Here is a 15778-nt window from a genome sequence, read left to right as displayed (position 1 = left end):
CAGCCTGGTTATGGTGATCAGGGTGGGTTTGCTGCGGATCAGACTCAGCAGTTCCAGCCCGGTTACGGTGATCAGGGCGGGTATGCAGACCAGACTCAGCAGTTCCAGCCTGGTTATGGTGATCAGGGTGGGTTTGCTGCGGATCAGACTCAGCAGTTCCAGCCTGGTTATGGTGATCAGGGTGGGTTTGCTGCGGATCAGACTCAGCAGTTCCAGCCCGGTTACGGTGATCAGGGCGGGTATGCAGACCAGACCCAGCAGTACGCCGCAGGCTACGCGGACCCCTACACCCAATACGGCTCGGACACTCCATCGCCCGACGACAAGAAGGGCTCCAAGCTCCCGATCATCGTCGCAGCAGTCGCCGGCGTCCTCGTGCTGGTCCTCATCGTCGTCGGCGCAGTCATCTTCATCAACCGTGACAGCGAACCCGAGCCCGACCCCACGACCACCAGCGCCGCGCCGACGAGCAGCCCGACGCCAACCTCGACAAGCAGCCCGACGCCAACGCCGACGAGCAGCCCGACCCCCTCGCCGAGCCCGTCCTCGAGCGGCGCCCCGACCGGCAACCCCGGCACCTATCACGCTAACGGCAACTACAGCGTCGATTTCAAGGACGGCGTGCACCTCGAGATCACGAAGATCGAAAAGGGTCCCGTCGACGAGGACGGGTCGAACACGCTGCTGGTCACCTACTCGATGACCAACAACTCCAACGTCGATCAGTCCAGCACCCTCCACAATGCTCAACTCAGCCAGAAGGGGATCGACATGAGCAGCGCCTACTTTGCCCGCGGGAAGGAACCCGCAGGCTACGACGTGTGGGCAAGCATCTCCGTGACAGCCAAGCCCGGTGAGACGAAGACCTTCATGAAGGCCTACAAGCTCCCCTACGACAACGAACAGGTCACCTTCGAGACCATCGACTTCGATGACTTCCGCGCCAAGATCCCCGACTGGACCTGGCAGCCGTGATCGAACGACAACGCGCGTTGACTGTCGCAAGCGGCACACACTAGCCCGTTGCGACAACACACCGTCAGGCCGCCCTCCCCCGCCGGGAGGGCGGCCTCGTCTCGCCCCGCGGCAGCCACGTCCGCAATGCGACTGATCACAGTCACGTTTTCGTTGCAATCTCGCAGTTTGTAAAGTAACCCTCCGGGTCTGTCAATCCCGGGTACAAGCCCCACTTTTGGTAGAATCTATAAGGTTAAACATCTATTTTCGCGCAATGCGAGGGGAGCCACGTGGCTGACAACGAGAAGACCGCCGAAGGCGAGCAGTCCTACGGCGCATCGGACATCACCGTCCTCGAGGGCCTGGAAGCCGTCCGCAAGCGCCCGGGCATGTACATCGGATCCACCGGCGAACGCGGCCTGCACCACCTCGTCTACGAGGTCGTCGACAACTCCGTCGACGAGGCCCTGGCAGGCTACGCCGACCACATCGAAGTCACGATCCAGGCAGACGGCGGCATCAAGGTCGTCGACAACGGCCGAGGCATCCCCGTCGACGAACACCCCACCGAGCACAAGCCCACCGTCGAGGTCGTCATGACGATCCTCCACGCCGGCGGCAAGTTCGGCGGCGGCGGATACGCCGTCTCCGGCGGCCTGCACGGCGTCGGTATCTCCGTCGTCAACGCCCTGTCCACCCGCGTGAACACCGAGATCCGCCGCCAAGGCTACGTGTGGCGTATGTCGTTCGCGAACGGCGGCACCCCCATCACTCCCCTCGAACGCGGCGAAGCCACCGACGAAACCGGCACCACGCAGGTCTTCTACCCGGACCCCGACATCTTCGAAACCGTCGAATTTGACTTCGAAACCCTGCGCCAGCGCTTCCAGCAGATGGCCTTCCTCAACAAGGGCCTGCGCATCAGCCTGACCGACGAGCGCGAGTTCGCCACCGACGAAGGCGACGAGATCGCCGGCGGCGAGGAGGCCTCGGACAAGAAGACCAAGGGCCACCGCACCGTCACCTACTGCTACGAGCACGGCCTGCGCGACTACGTCGAATACCTCGATTCCGCGAAGAAGTCCGACACGATCAACAACGAGATCATCGACTTCGAAGCCGAAAACGACGAAGGCACCATGAGCGTCGAAATCGCCATGCAGTGGACCACCGCCTACTCCTCGTCCGTCCACACCTTCGCCAACACCATCAACACGACCGAAGGCGGCATGCACGAGGAGGGCTTCCGCACCGCGCTCACCTCCCTCGTCAACCGCTACGGCCGCGACAAGGGCATCATCCGCGACAAGGACGACAACCTCACCGGTGACGACGTCCGCGAAGGCCTGACCGCCGTCATCTCCATCAAGCTCACCGAGCCCCAGTTCGAAGGCCAGACGAAGACCAAGCTCGGCAACACCGAGGCCCGCACCTTCGTCGCCCAGCAGGTCTACTCCAAGCTCACCGACTGGTTCGACGCCCACCCCGCCGACGCCAAGGCCATCATCGCCAAAGGCCAGGCCGCCCAGGCCGCCCGCGTCGCCGCCCGCAAGGCCCGCGAGGCCACGCGCCGCAAGGGCGTTCTCGAATCCGCCTCCATGCCCGGCAAGCTGCGCGACTGCTCCTCGCGCACACCGTCCGAGTGCGAAATCTTCATCGTCGAGGGCGACTCCGCAGGCGGCTCCGCCGTCGGCGGCCGCGACCCCGAGCGCCAGGCCATCCTGCCGATCCGCGGCAAGATCCTCAACGTCGAAAAGGCGCGCCTGGACCGGGCCCTGTCCTCGGACACCATCCGCTCCCTCATCACCGCCTTCGGTACCGGCATCGGCGAAGACTTCGACATCTCGAAGCTACGCTACGGCAAGATCGTCATCATGGCGGACGCCGACGTCGACGGCCAGCACATCGCCACGCTGCTGCTGACCCTCCTCTTCCGCTACATGCGCCCCCTCATCGAGGGCGGCCACACCTTCATCGCGATGCCTCCGCTGTACCGCATCAAGTGGACCAACGCCGAGCACGAATTCGCATACTCCGACAAGGAACGCGACGAACTGCTCGCCGCCGGCGCCGCCGCGAACCGCCGCCTGCCCAAGGAGGGCGGCATCCAGCGCTACAAGGGCCTCGGCGAAATGAACGACCACGAACTGTGGGAGACCACCATGGATCCGGAACACCGAATCCTCAAGCAGGTCACCCTCGACGAGGCCGCAGACGCCGACGAAACCTTCACGATCCTCATGGGCGACGACGTCGACCGACGCCGCACCTTCATCCAGCGCAACGCCACCGACGTGCGCTTCCTCGACATCTGACAACACCGCGACCAGCCCAGCCCCGGCCTCGTACCGAGCGGGCCTGATCGAGCAGAAACAACGTAAGGAAAAACGTGAGCGACGAGCAGACTACTGACGCGCGGCACATCTCGGACACCGAGCGCATCCGCCAGGTCGACCTGCAAAAAGAGATGCAGCGCTCCTACCTCGACTACGCGATGAGCGTCATCGTCGGACGCGCCCTGCCCGACGTGCGCGACGGCCTCAAGCCCGTCCACCGCCGCGTCCTGTACGCCATGTACGACGGCGGATACCGCCCCACCTCCTCGTTCTCCAAGTCCTCCCGCGTTGTCGGCGAGGTCATGGGTAACTACCACCCCCATGGCGACGCCGCCATCTACGACGCTCTCGCGCGCCTCGTGCAGCCCTGGTCGCTGCGATACCCCCTCGTCGCCGGCCAGGGTAACTTCGGCACCCCCGGCAACCTGGGCCCCGCCGCCCCCCGTTACACCGAGTGCAAGATGGCGCCCCTGGCCATGGAGATGGTCCGCGACATCGACGAAGAATGCGTCGATTTCCAGGACAACTACGACGGCCGCAACCAGGAACCCACCATCCTGCCCGCGCGCTTCCCGAACCTGCTGGCCAACGGCTCCGAAGGCATCGCCGTCGGCATGGCGACGCGCATCCCGCCCCACAACCTGCGCGAACTCGCGCGCGGCGTCGAATGGGCCCTCGAACACCCCGAGGCATCCCGCGAAGAACTCCTCGAAGCACTCCTCACGCTCATCCCTGGACCCGACTTCCCCACCGGCGCCACCATCCTGGGCCGCAAGGGCATCGAAGACGCCTACCGCACCGGCCGCGGCTCCATCACGCAGCGCGCCGTCGTCAATGTTGAGGAAATCCAGGGCCGCCAGTGCCTCGTCGTCACCGAACTGCCCTACCAGGTCAACCCCGACAACCTCGCCGATAAGATTGCCCAGCTCGTGCGCGACGGCGCGATCGGCGGCATCGCCGACATCCGCGACGAAACCTCCGGCCGAACGGGCCAGCGCCTCGTCATCGTCCTCAAGCGCGACGCCGTCGCCAAGGTCGTCCTCAACAACCTCTACAAGCGCACCAGCCTGCAGGAGAACTTCTCCGCCAACATGCTCGCGCTCGTCGACGGCGTGCCCCGCACCCTGTCCATCGACGGCTTCATCCGCCACTGGATCACCCACCAGATGGACGTCATCGTGCGCCGCACGCAATTCCGCCTGCGCAAGGCTCTCGAACGTCTGCACATCCTCGAAGGCTACCTGAAGGCCCTCGACGCCCTCGACGAGGTCATCGCCCTCATCCGCCGCTCCCCCACCGTCGACGAGGCCCGCGCAGGCCTGATCGACCTGCTCGACGTGGACGCCATCCAAGCCGACGCTATCCTGGCCCTCCAGCTGCGCCGCCTGGCCGCCCTAGAACGCCAGAAGATCATGGACGAGCACGCCGAGCTCAAGGCCCGCGTCGACGACCTCAACGACATCCTCGCCAAGCCCGAGCGCCAGCGCGCCATCATCTCCAGCGAACTGTCCGACATCGTCGACAAGTTCGGCGACGAGCGCCGCACCCGCATCCTCCCCTTCGACGGGGAAATGTCGATGGAAGACCTCATCCCCGAAGAGGACGTCGTCGTCACCATCACCCGCGACGGCTTCGCCAAGCGCACCCGCACCGACAACTACCGCTCGCAAAAGCGCGGCGGGAAGGGCGTGCGCGGCACCCAGCTGCGCGGCGACGACGTCGTCGAACACTTCTTCGTCACCACCACGCACAACTGGCTGCTCTTCTTCACCAACCTCGGCCGCGTCTACCGCGCTAAGGCCTACGAAATCCCCGAAGGCGGCCGCGACGCCAAGGGCCAGCACGTCGCCAACCTGCTGGCCTTCCAGCCCGACGAGCACATCGCGCAGGTCCTCGCGATCCGCACCTACGAGGACGCGGACTTCCTGGTCCTGGCCACCAAGCGCGGCCTGGTGAAGAAGACCCCGCTGAGCCTGTACAACTCCCCCCGCTCCGGCGGCATCATCGCCATCAACCTGCGCGAGGACGAGGATGGCAAGCCCGACGAGCTGGTCTCCGCGCAGACCATCATGGCCGACGAGGACCTCATTCTCGTCTCGCGCGACGGCCAGGCCGTGCGCTTCACCGCCACCGACGACCAGCTGCGCTCCATGGGCCGCTCCACGTCCGGCGTGCGCGGCATGAAGTTCCGCGGCGACGACGAGCTGCTCAGCATGGAGGTCCCGCGCGAAGGCACCGACCTGCTCATCGTCACCGACTCCGGCTACGCCAAGCGCACCCCCGTCGAGGAATACCCGACGAAGTCGCGCGGCACCCTCGGTGTGCGCGTCGGCAAACTCGTCGACGAACGCGGCGGCCTGGTCGGCGCCCTCGTCGTGCGCCCCGACGAGGACGTCATGGTCATCACCGAGTCCGGCAAGCTCGTCCAGGTCAACGCCTCCGACGTGCGACCCACCGCCCGCAACACCATGGGCGTCATCTTCGCCCGACCGGACGAGGGCGACCGCATCATCGCGATCACCCGCAACCCCGACTCGGGAGATGACGAGGCCGATGACACCGAGGCCACCGCGGCCGCGGATGCCGCGGAGGGAACCGATGCCCCTGCCGGCGAGGCCACGGCCTCTGAGGACGGCGACACCGAAGTTACCGAAAACTGACGCGTGATGACGGGACGAGGCGGGGGCCTCGTCCCGTGATCAAGCTTCCAATGCGGCGCGGAACCAGCGCCGGTGCCCGGCGATGCGGTAGCCTGGCAGGTAGGAAGTGCGACCTGGAAGGAAACCCATGAGCGACCACGTCTCGAGCGCCCGCAGCGACGCTCCCCGCCGAGTTGACCTGGCGATCGCGCGTATCGACGCGTGGACCGTCATGAAGGTGTCTTTCCTCCTGTCCGTCGCCCTGGGTATCGCGATGGTCGTCGCCACGATCGTCCTGTGGCTCATGGTCGACGCCATGCACGTCTTCAGTCAGATCGAAGAATTCCTGCAGACCGTTGGCGCCGGCCGTTTCGTGGACCTGCTGGACTACGCGCGCCTGCCTCGCGTCATCTCCTACGCGACCATCGTCGCCGTCATCAACGTCATCCTGCTCACCGCGCTGTCGACGCTGGGCGCCATGCTCTACAACGTCGTCGCGTCCCTGGTGGGCGGCATCAAGGTGTCCCTCATGGACGAGTGAGGGCACTCGCGCAAGGGGTCGGCTCACGCCGGCCCCTTTTGCTATGCCTGTGTGCCTGCGTGCGTCTGTGCCTGCGTGCGTGCTTGCCTGCGTGTCGGCTATCCGCGTCGGCGAACCCTCAGCAGGACGCCGACGAGGCCACCGAGCGCAGCCCCTAAACGCGACGGTGGCCGCAGATCGCGCCGCAGCGACGAGCCATCGATCAGCCATGAGTACGGGTTGTGGCTGAGAGGCCCCGGCCAAGTTGACGCGATAGCCGTCGCCGGAGCGGGCAGGGGAAGCAGCGGGCTCACCCACGAGTCGTCCGTCACGTAGATACGCATTCGCCCGTCAATGCCGCGAAAGAAACCGTCGTCAACGACCGACGCGGGAAAACCCAACGGGTCGAACGCATAGACGCCCTCGACGGCGGGGGAGGAGGCAGCCGCGTAGAGCGCCAGGTTGCCTCCCTTCGAGTGCCCGATCACGGTGAGGGGTCCGCCTCCTCGGCCGGCAGCGTAGTCCAGGTAGCGCGCCGCCCACCGCTGCGCGATCGTCGGGAATTCGAGCCCGAAGCGGGCGTCCTCCGCCCATCCGACCGCGGTGGTGTCCGTCCCGCGGAAGACCACGAAACGAGCCCCGGCCTCGTCGACGAAGGTGAGCGCGCCGAACTGCGCGAGGGGGCGAGTGCTGATCTTCGTGACCGCGTCGCGCACCCGCACGCCACGAAAACGCGGGCTCGCGCCGACTGCCTCCAGGAGCGCGCGGTCCGAATGCGTCACGCTCGAGTGACGGAAGAGGGCGGGTATCGACGAGGCCTGGGCGACGTCGCGGAGCAGGCAACCGTGGGTGGAGCGGGGGCCGGGCAGCGCGTGACAGTCGACGTAGGTCAGGCATGCGAGCGCGAGCGAGTCGGCGGGGGAGAGGTCGGAGCGCAGCGGAGTCGTCGCGCTCCTGACGTAATCGATGATTGCGCTCACGAGGGTTCTCTTTCTGCGCCGCGCCCTGTTGCGACGGATTCGTGTTGGACGTCACCAAGTCTCGATTTTGCCGGACGGCCCGGTCCTGTGTACTATATCCGAGTGCCCGCAAGGGTGCCGGTTGGGCCTATAGCTCAGTAGGTTAGAGCGCAGTCCTGATAAGACTGAGGTCGGTGGTTCGAGCCCACCTAGGCCCACCATCCGCAGGCGAGTTTGAGCGGAGGACATCATGAAGAAATGGGTCACGTGCTGTGTGGCTGTCGGATCCGTCGTCGCCGTTGGCATCGTCGTTCGACAAGTTCTGGTTGATCTCTCCGACAACGCCGACCTGTGGACGTCCGTGACGGACACCGCGGAGGACTGAAGGTCTCCGACGGGGCTATGGCGCAATTGGTAGCGCACCTGCTTTGCAAGCAGGGGGTTACGGGTTCGAGTCCCGTTAGCTCCACGTTTCACCCGCAACCTGGTGGTTGCGGGTTTTTTGCATGTGACCTTCAAAATATTTTTTGGTGAGCTTCCCGAGGTCGGGGAGATTGGTCGCTTCCCGCGTTAGTTGTCCGACCAATTGGTCATGTGGGCACCATCTGTGCATGCGGAGCCGGAGCACTTGGGACTTATAGCCCTCACTTGGAATGACGCCATTATTTATCCACAGCCTTATCAACAGTTGTGTATAAACCGTGTGGACGGTTGTTTCACGAATGCGGTCAAAAAACTGAAAACTGACCTAGGAAACATAAGTTTACGAGCGTCTTTCGCGCGATAGCTCCATCTTCACACTTGCTGTGAAACCGCTAAAATTGGGCTGTTTAATCCCATCTCGCACAACAGGAGAAGGCTGTGCACATCAACGACACGTGGTCAAAGGCCTCCCGGCCGGCCCAGCTACTTGCCATGCTTGTGACGACCGCCCTCGTCATCCTCGGCATCACGACGCTGCCCACCTACGCAGCGGCCCCCACGCTCAAGCTGGCGATCAACGCCGACGAAGACTCGTACCTGTCGGGCGTCGAACAGCGCTACGTCGTCGAGTTTTCCTGCGCCTCCACCACGGAGGACTGCCTCGACTCGGTCGTGACCATCTCCCTGCCGCACACGATCACCCCCGGCGGCAACTCCAACCCCGACTCGGCCCCCGAGGGTATCAACGCCACCGCGACCGCTGGCAACAAGGTCGTCACCCCCGAGATCAAGCGACCCACCGGAACGACCGACGGCCTCGTCACCTACAACCTGGGCACCGTCGCGGCCGGCACATCCTTCCAGACCGTGCTCACCTTCACCGCGCCGCGCGGCGTCACCCCCGGCGGCTCCACGGTCACCCCCGTCGCCACCTTCTCCTCCGGCGACACGACCGTCACGGCGAACGACAGCGTCACGATCAAGTCCGAGCCGACCCCCCTCCTGTCGAAAACCGGCCCCGCCGCCACCCCCAAGAACGTCGACGTGACCTACCAGATCACCCCCAAGTACGACACCACCGTCGACGGCCTCAACGGCAAGTCCAACATGACGAACGTCGTCGTCACCGACCCGCTGCCCCAGTGCGCGACCTACGTGTCCTCCTCGGCCTCGGGCAACACCATCACGAACACCGCGGCCACCGTCCCCAGCTCCTACGACGCCGCAACCCACACCGTCACCTGGACCATCGGCGACGTCAACCCCGCGTTCATGAACGTCGTCCTGAGCGTCACCGTCCACTATGACGATACCTGCGCCGATAACACTGTCACCAACACCGCCAAGCTCACCGGCGCCGAAATGCACAACGAGGACAACGTCCGCACCGCGAACGCCTCCTTCACCCACCACTTCGACAACGAGGTTCGCTACGGCGGCGGCTTTAACAAGCGCGCCATGAACCAATTCGAGCGCGGCAAGCAGGGCAACTGGCTCTACACCTACGACAACAAGTCCAACGTGCCCGTCGTCCTCGAGTACACCGACTACATGACCTGTGGCCTCGTCTCCCCGACCGACGGCTCTAAGGACTGCGACAAGCCCCTCATGCGCGTCAAGACCATCGACACGCAGACGACGACGCCCATTGAGATCACCTACTGGACCAACAAGGGCAACACCGGTACTCAGACCGTCTACCGCGGCAAGGCATTCGACTTCTCCTCCTTCGCCGCCGACGAGTACCTGACCGTCTTCCACTACAAGCAGACGATCCCCGCCGGCGAATCCTCCATCCTCAACGTCGCCGGCCCCATCGGCGCGGGCACCCCCACCACCGAAAACGGCGTCACCTACGTCGACGTCGACAAGGACGCCGCCGCCTGGAAGGCCGGCAAGTCCGACAAGTGGGTGCGCGTCCAGAACTGCGTCACCGACTTCTCCATGAAGTCCCTCGACGGCACGCACGACATCGCGATCCCCGCCGACGACAAGTGTGACGTCCTGACCCTGGGCACCGCGCTGCCCAAGTACTACAACGCCAAGTCCACCATTAGGGGCAGCCTGGCGTCCCCCGGCTCCGAGGTCACCTTCAGTGTCACCGCGAACAACACCTCGACCGTCGTCGACTCTCAGCCCGTTATCTCCGACCTGCTGCCCTGCGGTATGACCTACGTCGAAGGCTCCGTCACCGGTGGCCCCGCCGGCAAGGACAAGACCGTCACAGTCCGCGACGTCACCGACGCCACCGGCTGCACCCGCCAGCTCGTCCAGGTCACCTGGCCCGGCTACCAGACCAAGGGTGGCACCACCATCCAGCTGCGCGGCAAGGTCGGCCCCTCCATGAGCGCCGGCACCCACAAGAACGAGGCCTACATCTCCGCTGCCGAGCCCGAGTACGCCCTCACCTCCAAGTCGACAACCATCTGCTTCTACGGCTCCACCGACGACACCTACGACGTCAACGGCGACGGCAACACCGCCGACCAGGTGTGCCCCGTCTCCTCGACCTTCACCGTGTCCGAGCAGGCCGGCGCCGACGTCGTCCTCGAGTCCCTGGGCTCCGTGCCCGGCTCCGTCTACAAGAAGTACACCGACGGCGCCTCCGTCATGCGCCAAGGCGAAGACGGCCAGTTCCGCATCACCCCCACCAACTCCGGTAACGCGGACCTGTCCGACATAACCGTCTACGGCATCCTGCCCCACGTCGGAGACACCTCCGTCCAAGGCGGCGCGTCGCGCAACTCCGAATGGGAGCCCACCATCACCGGCCCCATCCAGGTCGGCACTGGCTCGGGCATCGACCCCTCGCAGGTCACCATCGAGTACTCCACCTCCTTCAACCCCTGCCGCGGCGAAGTCATCAACCAGGGCGACACCATGGCCGCCTCCCCCGCAGGCTGCGACAACAACTGGACCGCAACCCCGGCCTCGTGGTCGGACGTGAAGTCCTACCGCATCTACATCAACGGAAAGGCCACCCCCATCAAGGCGGGCGCCTCCATCCCCCTCATCGTGCCCATCAAGGCACCCAATAACGCCACCGGCATCGCCTACGAATCCGTCGCGATCGCCGCCACCCAGGCCTCGAACAACCGAGCCATCCTGCCGACCGAACCCATCAAGGTCGCCCTGGTCGTCGCGCTCGACGTCGCCCTGAACAAGACCGTCGTCTCCGACGCCGACAACCTCGCGCCCGGCGACAACGTCACCTTCCGCATCGACGCCGGCAACTCCGGCCAGGGCAAGGCCCCCGACGTCAAGGTCGCCGAGGCGTTCCCCGCCGGCACCACCTTCGTGTCCGCCGAATCGCACCTGTGCACCTCCGGCTACACCTCCGGCGTGCCCGGCGAGTGCAGCACCGGTGGCGCCGCCGGCACCTTCGACGGCATCACCTGGAAGCTCGGCGACATGCTCGCCGGCCAGCACGCCTCGCTGTACGTCACCGTCACGCTCGACGAGGGCACCGATGGCAAGACGCTCGAGAACACTGCCTCCTTCGTGAACCCGCCCGAGTACGACCAGAACCCGGACAACAACACGGCGAAGGCCTCGATCTCCGTCAAGCACCGCCTGTCCGGCAAGGTCTACTACGACGCCAACGACTCCTCCTCCTACACCGACGGTGAAGAGGGCTTCAAGGACATCACGGTCGAGCTCCTTCGCCCCGACGGCTCCGTCGTCGCCACCACCACGACCGACGCTGACGGCAACTACTCCTTCACGCGCCTGGCCGCCGGCGACTACACCGTCAAGGTCACCAAGGCCGGCGCCATCGCCGACCTGACACAGACCGAAGACCCCGACGCCACGAAGGACTCCACCTCCGGCACCGTCACCCTGAACGCGGGCAACCCCGTCCAGGAGAACATCAACTTCGGCTACGTCAAGAAGCACGCGATCTCCGGCACCGTCTACCTCGACCAGAACCGCGATAAGGCGAAGGACGGCGGCGACATCGCCCAGTCCGGCGTCACCGTGAAGCTGGTTGACGCCTCCGGCGCCGTCGTGGCCACCACGACGACCGACGCTGACGGCAACTACTCCTTCACCGGACTGAACGACGGCACGTACACCGTCCAGGTCGACAAGACCGGCCCGCTCGCCTCCACCGAGCAGACCGAGGACCCCTCCGGAAACGGCGACTCGCGCTCCCAGGCCATCACCTTCACGCGCTCCGACCCCGACGTCACGAACGTCAACTTTGGCTACGCGGAGGACTACACGGTCTCCGGCACCGTCTACTACGACAAGGACCGCTCCGAGACCCTGAACAACGGTGAGCCCGGCTTCGGCGGCGTCACCGTCAACCTCCTCGACGAGGCCGGGGCAACGGTCGCGACAACCACGACCAAGGCGGACGGCACGTACTCCTTCGCCAAGCTGCCCGCCGGCAAGTACACGGTCAAGGTGGAGCCCTCCGACCTGCTCAAGAAGCTCGAGCAGACCGAGGACCCCGACGGCACGAAGGACCACACCTCAGGCGTCGTCCAGGTCAACCACGACAACCCCTCCGTGCAGAACGTGAACTTCGGCTACGCCACGAACTACACGATCAAGGGCACGATCTATCGTGACGCCGACCGCTCCGAGAGCCTTGAAGACGGCGAGAAGCTCTACCAGGGCGTGACCGTCGACCTCCTCGACGCCTCCGGTAACGTCGTGGCCACCACGACCACCGACGCTCACGGCGCCTACGCCTTCACCAACCTTGAGGAAGGCACCTACAAGGTCCGCGTGCGCAAGGAAGGCCCCATCGCCGACCTCGTCCAAACCGAGGACCCCGACGCCACCAAGGACAACACCTCCGGCGACATCACCCTCGAGCTGAACGACCCGATCAAGGAGAACGTCAACTTCGGGTACATCTCGGACAACTCGATCTCCGGCACCATCTACCGTGACGACAACCGCTCCAACTCCCTGAACGGGGGAGAGGCCGGCTACCCCGAGCAGACGGTGCAGCTCCTCGACAAGGACGGACAGGTCATCAAGACCACTAAGACCGACGCGAACGGCAACTACTCCTTCGACAACCTCCCCGACGGCACCTACTCCGTCAAGGTCGTCAAGGACGGTGCCCTCACCGACCTCGAGCAGACCGAGGACCCGGACGGCGCCAAGGACAGCGCATCCGAGCCGATCACCCTGGACGAGGACAACCCCACCAAGAAGAACGTCAACTTCGGCTACGTGCCCGACTACTTCATCAAGGGCACCATCTACCGCGACGGCAACCGCTCCGGCGCGCTGGATGCGGGCGAGAAGCTCTACGAGGGCGTGACAGTCAACCTGGTGGGCGCCGACGGCACCGTCGTCGCCACCACCACGACCGACGCTGATGGCACCTACTCCTTCGACAAGCTCCCCGCGGGCACCTACACCGTCACGGTCGCTCAGGATGGCCCCATCGCCGGCCTCGAGCAGACCGGTGACCCGGACGCCACGAAGGACAACTCCTCCGAGCCGATCACGCTGAACAACGACAACCCGTCCACGACGGACGTCAACTTCGGCTACATTGCCGATAACTCCCTGTCGGGCACCGTCTACCGCGACGACTCGCGCAACGGCGACCAGGACGGCACCGAGCCCGGATACTCCGGCGTCACCGTCCAGCTCCTCGACGCCTCCGGAAACGTCGTGACCACCACGACGACCGACGCCAACGGCACCTACTCCTTCTCCAAGCTGCCCGACGGCACCTACTCCGTGAAGGTCGTCAAGGACGGCGAGCTCGCCGACACCGAGCAGACCGAGGACCCGGACGCCACCAAGGACAACGCCTCCGAGCCGGTGACCCTGGGCGAGGACAACCCCACCAAGGACCACATCGACTTCGGTTACGTACCCGACTACTCGATCCACGGCCTCGTCTACCGCGACGGGGACCGCGACGAGAAGCATGGCGCGACCGAGAAGGGCTACGCCAACCAGACCGTCGAGCTGCGCGATAAGGACGGCAAGGTCGTCGCGACCACCACGACGGACGCGAACGGCGCCTACTCCTTCGAGAAGCTGCCCGCCGGCGACTACACCGTCAAGGTCGTCAAGGACGGTGCCCTCACCGACCTCGACCAGACCGAGGACCCGGACTCCACCAAGGACAGCGCCTCCGGCGTCATCTCGCTCGGTAACGACCACCGCACCGAGACAGACGTCAACTTCGGCTACATCGCCAACAACTCCATCAACGGCACCATCTACCGCGACGGTGACCGCGACGGACGCAAGGGCGACACGGAAGGACGCTACTCCGGCGTGACGGTCCAGCTCCTCGATGCCTCCGGAAACGTCGTGGCCACCACGACGACCGACAAGGACGGCAAGTACTCCTTCGAGCACCTGCCCGACGGCACCTACTCCGTCAAGGTCGTCAAGGACGGCGTGCTCGCCGACGCCGACCAGACCGGCGACCCCGACAACAAGCTGGACAACGCGTCCCAGCCGATCACCCTCGACGAGAACAACCCCACCAAGGGCGACGTCGACTTCGGCTACGTCCCCAACAACACCATAACCGGTACTGTCTACCGCGACGACAACCGCGACAAGATGATCAACGGTGACGAGCCCGGCCTCGAGCGTGTGAGCGTCCAGCTCCTCGACGAGGACGGCAAGGTCCTCCAGACCCTCGACACCGACGCGGACGGCAACTACGCCTTCCAGCACCTGCCCGACGGCAAGTACACCGTCAAGGTCGTGCGTTCCTCGTCCATCAAGGACTACGACCAGACCGAGGACCCCGACGCCACCGTCGACGACACCTCCGCGGTGTACACAATGGGCCCCGGCCACTCCCTCCAGGAGAACGTCAACTTCGGCTACGTGCCCGACTACTCGATCGCTGGCCGCGTCTACCGCGACTCCGACAAGTCCGGCTCCTACACCGACGGTGAGGAAACCTTCGGGGGCGTGACCGTCGACCTGCTCGACAAGGACGGCAACGTCGTGGCCACCACGACGACCGACAAGGACGGCAACTACTCCTTCGAGAAGCTGCCCGCCGGCACCTACCGCGTCAAGGTCCACCCGGACGGGGCCCTCGCCGGCCTCGACCAGACCGAGGACCCGGACGGCATTGCCGACTCCATGTCCGGTGAGATCACGATCGGCTTCGACAACCAGTTGGTTACCGGCGTGAACTTCGGTTACGTCGCACCCGACGCGCCTGCCGTGGAGCCGAGCATCATGCAGCGCCTCGCGCGCACCGGCTTCGACGGCCTGGGCGGAGCCGGCCTGGGCGCCGCGGCCGCGGGAGGCCTCCTCCTGTGGATGCGTCGCCGCCGCCAGGGCTGACGGTCATTCGGCCTGAGCCTCGACGAGGCCGGGGCTGAGTGAGGGGCGGGTACTTCGGTACCCGCCCCTCGTGCCTGCGCGGACCCCGCGTCCTCCGGCCTGCCGCTATTGTGCCCTGTGTCCGGGTACTACGTGGATAGGTTGTGTGTATCCGGATAGGTTATGCGGATGCGGATAGGTTAGTAAGCTATCCGGATGTTCGTTTCCTATCCGGATGTTCGTTTCCTATCCGGATATCCGCTTGTGGGTGCCTCCGGGCCCTCCGGCGCCCTTCAGCCTGGAGGGGTTTTCAGACCGTTGGAGGGGGCTGAATTTTCAGACCGTTGGAGGGGGCTGAGTTTTTCAGACCGTCTGTTGTGGGAGAGTTGTTCTGAGTAGTCCTGAGTAGTCCTGGCCGCTTGTGTCCGAGACTTTCATGGTTCCCCAACAATGTTGCACGTAATTCCCCTGCGACTCTTTCCAATTTTGAAATTGGCCCCTTGCAATTCCAACGTTTGTGAGCGTAGTCGAATACTGACCGAGGGAAATTATGTGCGAGATTTGGGGGAGGGGGGAGGAGGCGTTGCGGGAGGGAGTCCGCGCAGCCCCACAGCCCCACAGCGCACGCGACGCACGCAGCCCCGCAGCGCACGCGACGCACGCAGC

Annotated in this window: 7 protein-coding genes and 2 tRNA genes; 8 read left to right on the top strand and 1 reads right to left on the bottom strand. The window is 65.1% G+C overall.

Annotated features, from left to right (window positions below):
• The 4 genes from HMPREF1138_RS10980 to HMPREF1138_RS01300 all read left to right on the top strand — a co-directional run.
• Positions 1-975 (top strand): DUF5067 domain-containing protein (locus HMPREF1138_RS10980; protein WP_009055612.1); only part of this gene is annotated, 975 nt, incomplete at its 5' end.
• Between the two features lie 272 nt (positions 976-1247).
• Positions 1248-3272, top strand: coding sequence for a DNA topoisomerase (ATP-hydrolyzing) subunit B (gene gyrB / locus HMPREF1138_RS01310; RefSeq protein ID WP_009055614.1), 2025 nt, complete (start codon positions 1248-1250; stop codon positions 3270-3272).
• Between the two features lie 74 nt (positions 3273-3346).
• Complete coding sequence (gene gyrA, locus HMPREF1138_RS01305) at positions 3347-5953, top strand: DNA gyrase subunit A (protein ID WP_009055603.1); 2607 nt, start codon at positions 3347-3349, stop codon at positions 5951-5953.
• Positions 5954-6080: 127 nt separating this feature from the next.
• On the top strand, positions 6081-6473 hold the full coding sequence (locus HMPREF1138_RS01300) for a DUF3566 domain-containing protein (RefSeq protein ID WP_009055615.1): 393 nt from the start codon (positions 6081-6083) through the stop codon (positions 6471-6473).
• Positions 6474-6571: 98 nt separating this feature from the next.
• On the opposite strand, the gene HMPREF1138_RS01295 is transcribed toward HMPREF1138_RS01300, so the two are convergent.
• A complete protein-coding gene (locus tag HMPREF1138_RS01295) occupies positions 6572-7432 on the bottom strand; it encodes an Mbeg1-like protein (RefSeq protein WP_009055607.1) in 861 nt (286 codons plus the stop codon).
• A gap of 123 nt (positions 7433-7555) precedes the next feature.
• Here HMPREF1138_RS01295 and HMPREF1138_RS01290 point away from each other — a divergent pair.
• The 4 genes from HMPREF1138_RS01290 to HMPREF1138_RS01280 all read left to right on the top strand — a co-directional run bounded on the left by HMPREF1138_RS01290 (position 7556) and on the right by HMPREF1138_RS01280 (position 15133).
• A tRNA-Ile gene (locus HMPREF1138_RS01290) sits at positions 7556-7632 on the top strand.
• Positions 7633-7661: 29 nt separating this feature from the next.
• Positions 7662-7796 (top strand): DLW-39 family protein, encoded by a 135-nt coding sequence (locus HMPREF1138_RS11440; protein ID WP_009055609.1) that lies wholly within the window; start codon positions 7662-7664, stop codon positions 7794-7796.
• 11 nt (positions 7797-7807) lie between these two features.
• Positions 7808-7880 (top strand) — tRNA-Ala (locus HMPREF1138_RS01285).
• Between the two features lie 392 nt (positions 7881-8272).
• Complete coding sequence (locus tag HMPREF1138_RS01280; protein ID WP_009055605.1) at positions 8273-15133, top strand: SdrD B-like domain-containing protein; 6861 nt, start codon at positions 8273-8275, stop codon at positions 15131-15133.
• The last annotated feature ends 645 nt before the right edge of the window (positions 15134-15778 follow it).

It is taken from the genome of Actinomyces sp. ICM58 (genome assembly GCF_000283035.1).
In the GTDB taxonomy this organism is placed as follows: domain Bacteria; phylum Actinomycetota; class Actinomycetes; order Actinomycetales; family Actinomycetaceae; genus Pauljensenia.
Note: the sequence above shows the minus strand (reverse complement) of the source record. Positions and strands in the feature narration are given on the sequence as shown.